This is a genomic window from Aquitalea aquatilis, assembly GCF_005155025.1.
GTDB lineage: Bacteria > Pseudomonadota > Gammaproteobacteria > Burkholderiales > Chromobacteriaceae > Aquitalea > Aquitalea aquatilis.
Map to the genome: position 1 here is coordinate 2,365,029 of NZ_CP039731.1, position 13,932 is coordinate 2,378,960.

General features: G+C 63.0%; 15 protein-coding genes. 7 read left to right on the forward strand and 8 right to left on the reverse strand.

The window, feature by feature from the left end; genetic code table 11:
- Positions 1-28: 28 nt before the first annotated feature.
- The 7 genes from pcnB to FAZ30_RS11130 all read left to right on the forward strand — a co-directional run bounded on the left by pcnB (position 29) and on the right by FAZ30_RS11130 (position 5,224).
- On the forward strand, positions 29-1,393 hold the full coding sequence (gene pcnB, locus FAZ30_RS11100) for a polynucleotide adenylyltransferase PcnB (protein ID WP_124643535.1): 1,365 nt from the start codon (positions 29-31) through the stop codon (positions 1,391-1,393).
- Entirely contained in the window at positions 1,390-1,896 is a 507-nt protein-coding gene (gene folK / locus FAZ30_RS11105) for a 2-amino-4-hydroxy-6-hydroxymethyldihydropteridine diphosphokinase (RefSeq protein WP_137009420.1), read from the forward strand. The genes pcnB and folK overlap by 4 nt, the downstream gene beginning before the upstream one ends.
- Positions 1,893-2,534, forward strand: a complete 642-nt coding sequence (locus FAZ30_RS11110) for a deoxynucleoside kinase (RefSeq protein WP_137009421.1) — start codon at positions 1,893-1,895, stop codon at positions 2,532-2,534. The genes folK and FAZ30_RS11110 overlap by 4 nt, the downstream gene beginning before the upstream one ends.
- Positions 2,535-2,582: 48 nt before the next feature.
- The gene (panB, locus tag FAZ30_RS11115) at positions 2,583-3,374 is read left to right on the forward strand and encodes a 3-methyl-2-oxobutanoate hydroxymethyltransferase (protein WP_137009422.1); all 792 of its coding nucleotides are present in this window, start codon (positions 2,583-2,585) and stop codon (positions 3,372-3,374) included.
- 17 nt (positions 3,375-3,391) lie between these two features.
- Positions 3,392-4,225: a pantoate--beta-alanine ligase gene (gene panC / locus FAZ30_RS11120; RefSeq protein WP_137009423.1), complete on the forward strand. Its 834-nt coding sequence runs from the start codon at positions 3,392-3,394 to the stop codon at positions 4,223-4,225.
- Positions 4,226-4,248: 23 nt separating this feature from the next.
- Entirely contained in the window at positions 4,249-4,629 is a 381-nt protein-coding gene (gene panD, locus FAZ30_RS11125; protein WP_124643530.1) for an aspartate 1-decarboxylase, read from the forward strand.
- Between the two features lie 187 nt (positions 4,630-4,816).
- A complete protein-coding gene (locus tag FAZ30_RS11130; protein WP_246043350.1) occupies positions 4,817-5,224 on the forward strand; it encodes a GFA family protein in 408 nt (135 codons plus the stop codon).
- 20 nt (positions 5,225-5,244) lie between these two features.
- Here FAZ30_RS11130 and rraA read toward each other — a convergent pair whose 3' ends face one another.
- From rraA to FAZ30_RS11170, 8 genes are all read right to left on the reverse strand, one after another.
- Positions 5,245-5,724, reverse strand: a complete 480-nt coding sequence (rraA, locus tag FAZ30_RS11135) for a ribonuclease E activity regulator RraA (RefSeq protein ID WP_124643529.1) — start codon at positions 5,722-5,724, stop codon at positions 5,245-5,247.
- Between the two features lie 79 nt (positions 5,725-5,803).
- Positions 5,804-7,282, reverse strand: coding sequence for a DegQ family serine endoprotease (locus FAZ30_RS11140; RefSeq protein ID WP_124643528.1), 1,479 nt, complete (start codon positions 7,280-7,282; stop codon positions 5,804-5,806).
- A gap of 102 nt (positions 7,283-7,384) precedes the next feature.
- A complete protein-coding gene (nth, locus tag FAZ30_RS11145; protein WP_124643527.1) occupies positions 7,385-8,017 on the reverse strand; it encodes an endonuclease III in 633 nt (210 codons plus the stop codon).
- 122 nt (positions 8,018-8,139) lie between these two features.
- Positions 8,140-8,922 carry an RnfABCDGE type electron transport complex subunit D gene (locus FAZ30_RS11150; protein ID WP_137009424.1) on the reverse strand — a complete coding sequence of 261 codons (783 nt, stop codon included), beginning with the start codon at positions 8,920-8,922 and terminating at the stop codon, positions 8,140-8,142.
- The gene (gene rsxC, locus FAZ30_RS11155; RefSeq protein ID WP_137009425.1) at positions 8,919-10,757 is read right to left on the reverse strand and encodes an electron transport complex subunit RsxC; all 1,839 of its coding nucleotides are present in this window, start codon (positions 10,755-10,757) and stop codon (positions 8,919-8,921) included. The genes FAZ30_RS11150 and rsxC overlap by 4 nt, the downstream gene beginning before the upstream one ends.
- The gene (gene rsxB, locus FAZ30_RS11160; protein ID WP_137009426.1) at positions 10,754-11,335 is read right to left on the reverse strand and encodes an electron transport complex subunit RsxB; all 582 of its coding nucleotides are present in this window, start codon (positions 11,333-11,335) and stop codon (positions 10,754-10,756) included. Before rsxB ends, rsxC begins: the two co-directional genes overlap by 4 nt.
- On the reverse strand, positions 11,332-11,886 hold the full coding sequence (locus tag FAZ30_RS11165) for an Rnf-Nqr domain containing protein (RefSeq protein WP_168190825.1): 555 nt from the start codon (positions 11,884-11,886) through the stop codon (positions 11,332-11,334). The genes rsxB and FAZ30_RS11165 overlap by 4 nt, the downstream gene beginning before the upstream one ends.
- Positions 11,887-11,985: 99 nt before the next feature.
- Entirely contained in the window at positions 11,986-13,830 is a 1,845-nt protein-coding gene (locus FAZ30_RS11170) for a DUF294 nucleotidyltransferase-like domain-containing protein (RefSeq protein WP_137009428.1), read from the reverse strand.
- Positions 13,831-13,932: the final 102 nt, after the last annotated feature.

Consider the following 13,932-nt stretch of genomic DNA (forward strand, 5'->3'; position numbering starts at 1 on the left):
CCTTCATTCCACGTCCTTATTCCTCTAAATGATCCGCAAGCTTATCCGTAAAGTATTGGAGCTGCCGTCAGGCATGGGCAAACGCCGTAGCAAACCACGCGTGATTCCGCTGTCCCAGCATGGCGTACGCCGCGATCAGCTCAGCAATGCTGCGCTCAAGGTGACTTCCCGCTTACAGGAAGCCGGTTTCTCTGCCTTTGTGGTAGGGGGAGCCGTGCGCGACCTGTTGCTGGATGTTTCTCCCAAAGATTTTGACGTCGCCACCAATGCCACGCCGGAACAGGTGCATCATCTGTTCCGCCGCTCGCGCATCATTGGCCGTCGCTTCCGCATCGTGCACGTGATGGTGGGGCCGGAAACCATCGAGGTCACCACCTTCCGTGGCGGTGGCATCGATGATCAGAATGAGTCTGGCCGCATCATGGCCGACAATACTTTCGGTAGCCAGGAAGAGGACGCACATCGCCGTGACTTCACCGTCAATGCGCTGTTCTTCGATCCTTCTGACGAATCCATCATCGACTACCACCACGGGGTCAAGGACCTGAAGGCGAAGAGACTGGTGATGATAGGCCAGCCGGCACGCCGCTATCAGGAAGATCCGGTGCGCATGCTGCGCGCGGTACGCCTGGCGGCCAAGCTGGGTTTCGAGATCGACGACGACACCCGCAAGCCGATTCGCGCCCACGCCCATCTGCTGCGCAAGGAGCCGCCGGCGCGCCTGTTTGACGAAATGCTCAAGCTGCTGATGTCCGGCCATGCCTACGCCTGCCTGAAGAAATTGCGCGACGAAGGCTTGTCGCGCGGTGTCTTCCCGCTGCTGGATGCCGTGATGGGTGAGGACGGCGACGACTTGTTCCTGCAACTGGGGCTGCAAAGCACTGATGCGCGCATTCGTGCCGACAAGCCGGTATCGGTCGGTTTCCTGTTGGCCACCTTGCTGTGGCAACAGGTGAACCAGCACTGGCAGCAGCATATCGCCGCCGGTGAAAAGCCCTTGCCCGCCTTGCAACTGGCCATTTCTGATGTGGAAAACGAGCAGGACAACGATTTTGCCATTCCGCGCCGTTTCAGCGTGACCATGCGTGAAATCTGGACACTGCAGGCCCGTTTCGACAGCCGCAGTGGTGCGCGTCCTTACCGCTTCCTCGAACAGCCGCGTTTCCGAGCCGCCTTCGACTTCATGGCTCTGCGTGCCGAAGCCGGCGAGCTGCCGCTGAGCCTGGTGGAGTGGTGGGAAGCCTTCCAGCGTGGCGATCAGGCCGAGCGTGAAGCGCTGATCAATGACGCCAAGAACAGCGGTGAGGAAGAACCGGCGAAAAAACGCCGTCGCCGTCGTCCATCCGGCCGTCGCCGTACCGATCAGGCCGGCGGAGGGGGAGAGGCCGCGTGAGCCTAGCCTACGTCGCTCTGGGAAGTAACCTGGAGCAACCGGCTGACCAGATCAGGGCCGCGCTCGCGGCCCTTGCCGCTCTTGACGGCAGCCAGCTGCTCAGCCATTCCTCGCTCTACCTCACCACGCCGGTGGGTTATCTCGACCAGCCCGACTTCATCAATGCCGTTGCCCTGCTGGAAACCGCGCTGACGCCTTATCAGCTACTGGATGCGCTGATGCAGATCGAGGCCGGTTTCGGCCGCGAACGCAGCTTCCGCAACGCACCGCGGTTGCTGGATCTGGACGTTTTGTTGTATCAGGACACCGTACTGGACGACCCGCAACTGCTGTTGCCGCATCCGCGCATGCACCAGCGGGCCTTTGTCATGGTACCGTTGGCGGAAATTGCCCCCGGCCAGCAGGTGGGGGAACACGGTCTGGCCGCCGACATTGCTGCTGCACTGGATTGTGCCGGCGTGGTGCGGCTGGAGTCGTCTGCTCAGCCAAGGAGACAAGCATGAGTCAGAGTCATTTGCGCTATGTGGTGGTGGAAGGGCCGATCGGTTCCGGCAAATCGGCGCTGGCGCGCCGTCTGGCGGCCTACTGGGGCGTGCAATTGCTGGCGGAAGACCCGGCATCAAATCCTTTCCTGCCGCGTTTTTACCGCAATGTGGCCTCGCATGGTCTGGCCACCCAGCTGACTTTTCTGATGCAGCGCGCCGACATGGCACGTGGCATGTTGCTGGGCGATAGCCTGGCCAGCCCGGTGGTGTCGGATTTCCTGTTCGAAAAAGACGCCCTGTTTGCCCGGGTGAATCTGGACGAGCAGGAACTGGCGCTGTATCAGCGCCTGGCGCAGCAATTGTTGCCGCAATACCCGGTACCTGACCTGGTGATTTACCTGCAAGCCTCCGAGCAGGTCTTGCTGGATCGTAGTGCCGCCCGTGCCAGCGAACTGGAACAGAACTTCCCGGAAGGCTACCTGAAGCGCGTGCACGCCGCTTACAGCGAGTTCTTCCATCAATACGAAGCAGCCCCCTTGCTCATCGTCAATACCGACCACCTCGAGCTGGTTGATGGTAACGAGGATTTCGAGCTATTGTTGCGCTGCATCAGCGAGATGCGCGGACAGCGCAGCTATTTCAACAAGAGCGTCTGAATACAAGTGACGCCTTGCATTTCCCGACCACACCGAGGAAGTACAGGTATGAAAATTACCGTCAACACCCTGCAGAAGATGGCCGCTGAAGGCCAGAAGATCGTCATGCTCACCAGCTATGACGCAAGCTTTTCCACCCTCCTTGATCAGGCGGGTGTGGAGATTCTGCTGGTGGGTGATTCACTGGGCATGGTGATCCAGAACCGCGATTCCACGCTGCCGGTAACCATGGAAGAAATGGTTTACCACACCCGCTGTGTCGCCGCCGGCGCCGGCGATGCCATGGTGCTGAGCGACCTGCCTTTCGGCAGCTATCAGGAAAGCCCGCAGCAGGCCTTCGCCAATGCCGCCCGCCTGATGCAGGCCGGTGCGCACATGGTGAAGCTGGAAGGTGGCCGTTTCATGGCGGAAACCACCCGTTTTCTGGTGGAGCGCGGCATTCCGGTCTGTTCGCACATCGGCCTCACCCCGCAGTTCGTCAACACCTTTGGCGGCTACCGGGTGCAGGGCAAGAGCGAGAGCGACGCCGAACGCCTGCTGGATGACGCCCGCCAACTGGCCGACGCCGGTGCCAGCCTGGTGTTGATGGAATGTGTGCCGGCCGATCTGGCCCGCCGCGTCACCGAAACGGTTGCTGTACCCACCATCGGCATTGGTGCCGGTGCCGAGGTCAGCGGCCAGGTACTGGTATTGCACGACATCCTCGGCGTCTATCCGGGCAAGAAAGCCCGCTTCGTCAAGAATTTCATGAATGAGGCAGGCAGCATCCAGGGTGCGGTCGAAGCCTATGTCAAGGCAGTCAAGGCCGGCAGCTTCCCCGCTGCCGAGCACACCTTCTAAGCCAAAAGGGTAAGGAAATGGAAATCATCCGCAGCGTGGCAGCCATGCGTGCATGGCGTGGCCAGGCCGGCAAGCTGGCTTTTATACCCACCATGGGCAATCTGCACGAGGGCCATCTGGCTCTGGTTGAGGCGGCGCACCAGCACGCCGACAAGGTGGTGGTCAGCATTTTTGTCAATCGCCTGCAATTTGGTCAGGGCGAAGATTTCGACGCTTATCCGCGCACCTTTGAATCCGACTGCGCCAAGCTTGAGGCGGCCGGGGTGGATGCGCTGTTCTTTCCCACCGAAGCCGAGCTTTACCCGCGTGTGAAGCAGGATTTCAATGTCGAGCCGCCGCATATTCAGGACGAGCTGTGCGGCGCTTTCCGCCCCGGTCATTTCCGTGGTGTGGCCACCGTGGTGAGCAAGCTCTTCAATATTGTGCAGCCTGATGTGGCCTGCTTCGGCAAGAAGGACTTCCAGCAGCTGCATGTGATCAAGGCCATGGTCGACGACCTGAATATTCCGGTGGCAGTCATTCCGGTGGATACCGGCCGTGCCGAAGACGGCCTGGCCTTGTCCTCGCGTAATGGCTATCTGACCGCAGAAGAACGTGCCGAAGCCCCGCGCCTGTACCGCAATCTGTCTGCCATGCGTGCCGCCCTGCTGGCCGGCGATAGCGATTACGCCGCGCTGGAAGCCCATGCCAGTGCCGATCTGCAGCAGGCTGGCTGGGTGGTGGATTATGTCGAAGTACGCCAGGCCGATACCCTGGAAGTGGCCCATGCCGGCGAAAAGCGCCTGGTGGTACTGGCTGCCGCCCGCCTGGGCCGTACCCGTTTGATCGATAATGTGGAAGTGTCCCGCTAAGCCGGGCCAGGAAAGACCGTACCATGCAGCGCATCATGCTCAAGTCCAAGCTTCATCGTGTTACCACCACCCATGCCGAACTGCATTACATCGGCTCCTGCGCCATCGACGAAAACCTGCTGGAAGCAGCGGATATTCGCGAATACGAAGAAGTACAGATCTGGAACGTCAATAATGGCGAACGTTTTGCCACTTATGCCATCAAGGCCGAGCGTGGCTCCGGTGTGATTTCGGTGAATGGCTCGGCTGCGCGCCGCGCCGCCCCGGGCGACCTGCTGATCATCGCCTCTTTTGCCCAGTACGAAGATGCCGAGCTGGCCAATCACCAGCCCAAGCTGGTGTTCGTGGACGAGCGCAACCAGATGACGGCGCTGGACAGCAAGACCCCGACCCAGCCGGCCTGAGTACCAGACAAGCAGGCAAACCTGGCGAAAGCGATGCTGCGGCATCGCTTTTTTCATGGCCATCGACTGACTCAGCCACCCGCCACCGGCCATGCTTTGCATGGTTGTTTATAACTGTCTATAGTTTCTGAATGAGTTGCCGCACCAGCCCGGCCGGCTGGTTCGTTTGCCACGACAGGAGCATGACATGAGCAGCATTCTGCATGGAGGCTGTCTGTGTGGTGCCGTGCATTACCGGGTGCATGGTCAGCCTTTTCATGTGACCCACTGCCACTGCGTCAGTTGTCGCAAGGCCAGCGGTGCGGCTTTTGTCACCTGGTTCACCATCCGGCTGATCGAGCTGGAGTGGCTGGGAGAGAAGCCGCTGTTCTACCATTCTTCCGCTGCCGCCATGCGCGGGTTTTGCCCACATTGCGGAGCCACGCTCAGCTATCAGCACGAATCTGATCCGGACGATATCGACCTCACGGCCGCTTCGCTGGACATGCCGGAACTGCTGGTGCCGGAATTCCATATCTGGTGGCAGGACCATATCAGCTGGGGCGAGCCGCAACAGCAAGCAGCCTTGCCGGTACATGCGCGCAGCCGCGACTGAGCACGGCTGCGTCGCTGTGTTTACAGCAGCGGCGTGGCCGACACGATCACGCCATCTTCATCGGCATACAGCCATTCGCCCGGCACGAAGGTGACGCCACCAAAGGTCACCGCCAGGTCGCGCTGGCCTTCGCCACGTTTTACCGATTTGAGCGGGTGGGTATTCAGCGCGCGAATGCCCAGCGGCAGCTGGTTGAGCGCGACCGAATCGCGGATGCAGCCGTAGATCACCACGCCATCCCAGTGATTGGCCACTGCCAGGTCGCCGATCTGGTCCCCCAGCAAGGCGCAGCGCAGCGAGCCGCCACCATCCACCACCAGTACCTTGCCATGGCCATCCTGCGCCAGGGTTTCCCGGACCAGGGTGTTGTCTTCAAACAGTTTGAGGGTGACGATCTGGCCATAAAAACGCTGATGATTGCCATAGCGCTGGAATAGCGGTTCCACCACGCGGACATGGCCTTCGTTGGCATCGCACAGATCGGTTGTCAGAAAACTCATGCTCTTTCTCCTTGGCAGATGATGGTTGCGCTGGATGGCGGACGCAAAAAAGCCGCCTTGCGGCGGCTTGTCGCGTACATCAATCCAGGCGTAGTGGTACAAACAATGTACTGTCCTGGCGGCGTACCAGCAGGGCGATATTGCCACGGGCACTGGCCAGCGCCTTTTCAAAGCTCTTCACCGTGGTGATTTCATTCTGGTTCAGGCCCATGATGATATCGCCATGCAGCAAGCCGGAGCGGGCTGCCGCGCCCTGTGCCTTCTGCACCAGCAGGCCGCCGTTCAGCCCCAGCTCGCTGCGCTGCTTGGCGGTCAGTTCGGTGACGGTCAGGCCCAGCTTGCCAAACTGGAAGTTCTGCGGCGCAGCTTCATCTTGCTGTTTGGCCTGCGGTGTGACTTCCGCTGCCAGTTCGCCCAGCGTGGCCTGAATGGTTTTCTCCTCACCCTTGCGCCATACCGACAGCTTGACCTTGGCACCGGGCTGCAGCGAACCCACCATCATTGGCAGATCCTTGGAGCTTTCGATGGCACGGTCATCCAGCTTGAGGATGATATCCCCGGTCTGCAGGCCAGCCTTGCCCGCCGGGCCTTGCGGATCGACGCGCACCACCAGCGCACCACTGGGGCGTGGCAGGCCGAAGGATTGCGCCAGCTCCTGCGACACTTCCTGGATATTGATGCCCAACTGGCCACGGCTGACTTTGCCCTTGGCCTTGATCTGCTCGGCCACATTCATGGCCAGGTCGATTGGAATGGCGAAGGAAATCCCCATGAAACCACCGGAGCGGCTGTAGATCTGCGAATTGATGCCGACCACTTCACCCTTCAGGTTGAACAGTGGGCCACCGGAGTTGCCCGGATTGATGGCGACATCGGTCTGGATGAAGGGCACGTAGTTTTCATCCGGCAGGCTACGGCCCTTGGCCGAGACAATGCCAGCGGTGACGGTGTTTTCAAAGCCGAAGGGCGCGCCGATGGCCGCCACCCATTCCCCGACCTTGAGCTGGGACGGGCTACCCACCTTGACCACCGGCAGGCTGGAAGCATCCACTTTCAGCAGTGCCACGTCGGTACGCTTGTCCAGGCCGACCAGGCGGGCTTTCAGCTCGCGCTTGTCGGTCAGCATGACCTTGATCTGGCTGCCGCCATTCACCACGTGGGCGTTGGTCATGATGAAGCCGTCATCGCTGATGATGAAGCCGGAACCGAAAGAGATGCTTTCTTCCGGCGTCTGATCTTGCTGATTGGGCTGGTTGGGGATGAAGCGTTTGAAGAAGTCGAATAGCGGATCGTCTTCCGGCACCGGGAAGGGCATTTCACTTTGCTGTGGCGCCGCATCGGTGCGATTGGCCTGAATGTTCACCACGGCCGGCCCGTCGCGTTCGACCAGTTGGGTGAAGTCAGGCAGCAACATGGCGACGCGACCGTCCGACTGGGCAGGAACCGCGACCGGAGCCGGCTGGTTCTGCTTGTGGAACAGGCTTTCGATCTTGTCGCAACCCGAGAGCAACGACGCAGCCAGAAGGGCGCCGACAATGGTGCGAAGATACGGAGTCACAGAGTTATCCTTTCGGGGAGGCTTTCAGACGGATATAGGGGCGATCCGCTGTATTTCCAGGTCATCCAGCCTGAATTGTCATCAGGCACAGATTGTGTTCAATCATACCGGTTTTGCCGGATATTCGCAGAGATCGACAATCACGCAGTGCTGGCAGTCCGGTTTGCGGGCCTTGCAGACATAGCGGCCATGCAGGATCAGCCAGTGGTGGGCATCGACCCTGAATTCGGCCGGCACGTACTTCAGCAGCTTGTCTTCCACCTCGCGCACATCCTTGCCGGGGGCCAGCCGGGTGCGGTTGGCTACCCGGAAAATATGGGTATCCACGGCGATGGTGGGGTGGCCAAAGGCGGTGTTCAGCACCACATTGGCGGTTTTGCGGCCCACGCCGGGCAGCGCTTCCAGTGCCGCCCTGTCATCCGGTACCTCGCCGCCGTGTTTTTCCAGCAGCAGGCGACAGGTGGCAATGACGTTTCTGGCCTTGGTGCGGAACAGACCGATGGTCTTGATGTAATCGGAGACTGTCTCTTCACCCAGCGCCAGCATGGCGGCCGGGGTATTGGCCACGGCATACAGCGGGCGGGTGGCCTTGTTGACGCTGACATCGGTCGCCTGGGCTGACAGTAACACCGCAATCAGCAACTCGAAGGGCGTGCGATATTCCAGCTCGGTGGTCGGCTTGGGAGTGTGCTCGCGCAGGCGGCGGAAAATCTCGTAGCGCTTGGTGGCGTTCATGGCATGTCGGCTTGGGGCTGGTTCGGTACGGGGGTGACGGCTGCGGACAGGCTGTATTGCCGGTGCTTGCAGCCTGCGCCATTGTAACGCAGGCCGCTGCCGGCTCGCATGTGCTGCGGTTTCTACGTGCGGCGGCCCGGCGACAGGGTCATGCTGTCCAGCAAGGGGGCGCTGGCACTGAGCAGCAGCAGGCTGGCCGCCAGCGTCACCGCAGCATCCGGGTGGCTGGTCAGGGTGACAACGCTGATGCACAGCATGCCGGCAGCCTGGCCATAGATCAGCCGGCCACGCGAGGTGATGGGGGTGCAGCTGCCATCGCTCATCACCCAGCCGGCTAGTAGCCACAGCGCACTCTGACCCAGCAGCCAGCCGCTGCCCACCGGCAGGGCAATCAACACCACCAGCAACAGTCCCAGCGGCGCTTGCCACCGCAGCAGGCCGCGCCAGAGCAGCCACAGGCCACCGGCCAGCAAGGCCAGCGACAGCGGGAGGTTGGCATGGGGCAGGCTGGCGGGCAGCCAGGGCGCGGCCAGCAGCAAGCCGCCGGCCACCGGATGGAACAGGCTGCCGCCAGTGCCACCAAACAGCTGGCGTAGCAGCAGGATGGCAGCGCAAGTAGATATGCACAGCAGCGGCAGTGTGGTGACGGGCAGCAGCAGGGTGAGCAGCACTGCCGACAGCAGTGCTTCACCCTGGCGCAAGGCCGGCCATACGGCCTGTCGGCGCAAGGCCAGGCCTACGCTGTCGGCTAGCAGGGCGCTGGCCGTGGCCAGCACGAGTGCCAGCAAGGCCTGCGGCCCCAGTTGCCAGAACTGGATGGCCAGTGCCGGCAGCAGCGCCAGCAGTTGCTGGTGGTTGCGGCCTGCCAGGGTGGGGGCGAGTCGTATTAATGGGGGGCTCATCATTTTTCCTGCTCTCCGGCATCGCGTGCGGCTTTCTGGGCGGCGGCGCGAGCCATGGCGGCGGCAATCAGCGCCTTCTTGTCTTCGTCCATGGCTGCCGGGCTATTGGTAGCTGCTGCAGACTTCTGCGCATTGGCCCGTTGCATGGCGGCCTGAATCAGCGCGTGCTGTTGCTGGTTCAGCCCAGGTTGCTCACTGTTGTCGGCGGATGTTTCCGCCGCTGCGGCCTTGGCTGCATCCTGTGCCGCCTTGCGGGCGGCGGCGCGCGCCATGGCTGCGTCGATGGTTGCCTGACGGTTGGCCGCAATGGCGGCATCACGCTCACTGTTGCTGACGGACGGTGCGGTATCCGGACGCTGCCGCTGCGCCGCGCGGGCCATGGCGGCGGCGATGGCCGCCTGCTTGTCAGCATTGCTTGCTGTTGGCGTGGTGTTCTGGCTTGGGGCGGTCGCTGCTTGTTGCGCCAATTTGGCGGCTTGTTGTGCCGCGCGTTCGGCCAGCCGCTGCGCTTTTTCCTGCTTGTCGCGCTCCAGGCGGAACTGGCGGAAGCGATGGCGCTGGCGGGCTGCGTCGGCGGCGGTCTGTTGCTGCTCTGCTGCCAGCAGTTGCTGGCTGGCCTGGCGGAAGGTGTCGAGCAAGGGCAGCTGGCTGGGGCAAACTGCGCTGCACAGGCCGCACTGGCTGCAGTCAGCCAGCCGCCAGTGTTGTGCTTGTTCCAGCTGTTGCTGGCTGCAATGCCAATACAGCTCCTGCGCTTGCAACTGGCTGGGGCAGATGCTGGCGCAATCGCCACAGCGGATGCAGGGCTGGGCAATCAGCTCAGACTGAGCGGGTAGGGCCAGCAGGCAATTGCTGTGCTGGTGTATGCCAATCGACGTATCCGCCAAGCCAAAGCCACGCAGTCCACCGCCATGGACGATGGCATGGCGCTGTGTCGGCAGGCCGGCGCAGGCCAGTAGATCGGCGACCGGGCTGCCGAGCAGGGCGAGGATGTTTTGGGGCTGCTTGACGGTGCCGCTGACGGTGCCGCTGACGGTGACGATGCGGCTGATACATGGCTCGCCATGCAGGATGGCCCGTCCGGCCGCATATACGCCGGCTACTGGCAGGCACAGGCTGTTGCCGCTTTCTTCCGGCCGCGCCAGCGAGCGCAGCAGTGGTGCGTCATCACCAGCCGGGTAGGGGGCTTGTATTACCTCCAGCTGCCAGGTTTGGTTGTGGGCCAGGCTGCGCAGGGCATTGATGGCGGCTCCCTGTTCGTGCTGGACGGCCAGCACCAGCCGTGCCGGCTGCAGTATGCGCCCCAGCATGGTCATGGCGTCGGCTACGGCGGCGGCCTGTTCGCGCAACAGCATGCTGTCGGCCTGCAGAAAAGGCTCGTTTTCCGCCGCATTGATGATGAGCAGTGCCAGCGGCGGCGCGGCTGCTGCCCAGCCCAGCGGCAGCAGCGGGCCGTGCTGGCCCATGACACCCATGTCTTGCAACCGGATGGCCAGCGCCAGTGGTGACAGGGCTGGCCAGCTGGTATCGGCTTGCAGTGGCAGCGCTTCGTCCAGCCCGTCTGGCTGCAGTTGCAGGCCATCCAGCCGTGGCGCACCGGGTAGTGCCTGCGGCTGCGGGCCGATGGCACGGATATGGCCGGAGGTGGGGGCATGGACGGCCACGCCGAACTCATTGTCGGCCTGGGCCAGCAACTGGTGCTTCAGTACGCGCTGGCCCACTTCGACACAGCAGCGACTGCCTTGCAGCCACAGGTTTAGCTGGGCCGGCAGCGGCAGGGTGGCCAATGGCTGGCTGCTGGCGGCGGTGTACACCGGCAGGATGGTCTGGCGGCTCATGTGCTGCTACCTGGCTTGATGGCCTTGATGGCGATGACCGGGTAAGCCCAGCGCCAGTCGGCTGGCAGGCTGGTGGCCGGGCGCATGCTGATGCAGTCCACCGGACAGGGGGCAAGGCACAATTCACAGCCGGTGCACTCATCAGCCAGCACGGTATGCATCTGCTTGGCAGAGCCGAGGATGGCATCCACCGGACAGGCCTGAATGCACAGGGTACAGCCGATACAGGTGGCTTCATCGATCAGTGCTACCGCCTTGGGCTTTTGTGCTGGGGCATCGGCGGCAAAGGACAGGTAGTCGACTTGCAGCAGCGTGGCCAGCTTGCGTATGCCATCCTCTCCGCCGGGCGGGCAGCGATTGATGCTGTCTTCACCGCGCGCCAGCGCCTGAGCGTAAGGCTGACAGCCGGCGTGACCGCACTGGCCGCACTGGGTTTGCGGCAGCAGGGCATCGATGCGCTCAGCCAGCGGTGGCAGGCTGGCGGCAGCAGGGCGCAATTTTTGTGCGCTGCTGCGCAGGATTTTTCCCAGCAGCCAGATGGCCAGCAAGAGCAGCAGCAAACGGAGAACAAGGGTCATGACAGGCGGGCTCCAAGGCCATGCAAGGCCAGCGCGATGATGAGGGCACACAGCAGCAGGGCAGGCCGGCCGCGCAGCCATACGGGCAGGGCGCAGCGTTGCAGGCGTGGTGGCAGCGTGGCGAACTGGGCCAGCAGCAAGGTGAACAGGGCTGCGCTCAGCAAACCGGTGAGCAGGGATGCCAGCGGGCTGCTGGTGGATGGCAAGCAAGACAAGGGCAGGCCGGCCACCAGACTGTTCAGCAGCAGCATGGGCCAGCGCAGCCCAAGCTGGACGGCTTCGCCAGCGGCAAGGCGCGGTAGTGCGCCCGTCAGCAGCAGGGCGCTGGCGGCTTGCGACAGGATGGCGGACAAGGGCAAGGGTAGATCGAGGCGTGCGCTGTCTGCCAGCGCCAGCAGGCCGCCGCCGAGCAGCAGCATGATGGCTGTGGCCAGCCCCATGGCGATGGCGGCTGGCAGCGCCAGCGCAGCCGCCTGGCTGTCATCGGGGCGGCGGCATTGATTGCAGAATGCCAGCCCGGCAAGCAGCGGCAGATAGAGCCCAAAATTCATGGCCGGATAATCCAGAAAGCAAAACCGCAAAATTATCCGGGTTTCCCGCCCGGACCACAACCTTGCTGCCATGAGGGCGGGGCGGCGCTGCCTGATGGCTTAAGGAATATATTGGGCCAGCCAGGCTTGCAGCTTGCGTGCCTGACGCAGGGTTTCTTTCAGGATGCGTGCATCCAGTGCACCCAGTTCGGCCGGACGGATCATATTGTCCAGCCGCGCTGCCGCCTCTTGGCAGGCCAGTTGGTGGCGCAGCCGCAGCTCCTGCAGGAATTGCGCACTGTCGGCAAAAGACTGGCAGGCGCTGGTGGACAGACCGGGCAAACTGGCGGCGGCAGCAAAGCGTTCGCTGGTACGGCTGGCGGCCGAGCCGGCGTGCAAGGCCAGAATGCGGGCGGCGTCGACGAAGAAGTCGACGGCGGCTTTCAGGTCCAGTTGTTCATCCTGGTCGGTTTGCAGGCGTCCGCTCCAGCCCAGTGGCGGCTGATAGCGGCGGGCGCTGCGGCTGAGTGCACTCAGTACCGCTGGCTGAGTGGCTGCCTGGCGTAATTGTCCGGCCAACTCCAGCCCCAGCTTGTGCTGACCCCAGGCCGGGCGCAGGTCCAGATACAGGCCGATATGCCCGGCATCCTGCGGTGCACTTTGCAACTGCTGAATCACCGTGTCGCTCCAGTCGGCGTAGGACAGACAATGACTGGGATTGCCCGCCATCAATCCGTTGCGGCACAGCGGAATGCCGCAGGCGCTGAGGGCCGAGCCGATGCGCTGGGCGATGGCCGGCAGGTGTTGGGCCAGTTGTTGCTGGCGCAAGGCATCGTTGCAGCGGAAAACCAGTGCGCTGTCCTGATCCGAGGTCAGGGTGTTTTCCTGGCGACCGCTGCTGCCCAGTTGCAGCCAGCAGATTTCCACTTCCTCCAGCCCGGCTCCGCTCAGGTGCAGCTGGCATAGCCGGGTCAGCAACTGGTCATTGAACAGGCTGAGCAGACGGGTGGTGGCATTGGCATCCATGCCCTGCTGAAACAATGCCAGTACCTGACGACGGAAGGTGGCTGCCACGCCGGACAGGGCCGCCGTGCTGTCGCAGCGGCTCAGGCGTTGCAGCATTTCCTTCATGTCCAGCCGCGACAGGCGGTATAGATCGTGCTCGGACACGATGCCTACCAGCGTCATGCCTTCACATACCATGACATGGCGTTCGCCGCTCTGGGCCAGAGCCAGCATGGCTTCGCTGGCCAGGGCGCTGGGCGGCAGCAGGCAGGCGGGCTGGCGCATCAGCTGCTGTACCGGGGTGTCGTCACCGTGGCCGGCCAGATGGGCGTCCAGCAGGTCGCGCAGGGTGAACAGGCCCAGCAGGCGCTGCTCGGGGCTGGTGATGACGACCGAGCCCACCCCTTCTTGCTGCATCAGTTGCAGCAAGGGGCGCAGCGTGGTTTCCGGGCGGCAGCAGACTGCCGGACGCTGGATCACCGCGGCAAGCGGAGTGTGCAGGCTAAGCCCCTGTCCGCCCAGCGCGGCCGGGTGTAATTGGCGGGCGCGCGACAGCAGGTTGGCCAGCCGCTGGGTGCAGAACAGCTGGAAGGCGGCCGACTGCTGGCACAGTGTCACAAAGGCCGCCTGTGGCAGCTGCAGCACCATGCAGTCGCTGTCGGCGCGGTAGTGATTGGTGACCGGCCGCTGCGCCAGCAGGGCACCCAGTGGAAACATTTCACCCTGCCCCAGCAGGGCAAAGGCCTGGCCGCTGTAGATGTCTTCGGCCAGCACCTGGCCTTCCAGCACGATGAACAGCTGGCTGGCGGGGCCGGCTTGCGGGCTGGTGAGGCTGGCTCCACGCGGATAGTGCTGGCGGCGCGCCTGCCCGGCCAGCTGTGCGAGCTGGTCCTCGGTCATGGCGGTAAAGGGTTCGTGCTGGAGCAGGGCCTGCCAGTCGGCCGGAAAGGGGGTTGGCATGGTAAGGCTCCGGTGAGGGCTGGGCCGAGATGGCAGCCTTAATATAGTGAGTGCAGTGGCTGGCCGGTATTGGGGAAATCCGCCCGTCGCGCAGCTTGCAGC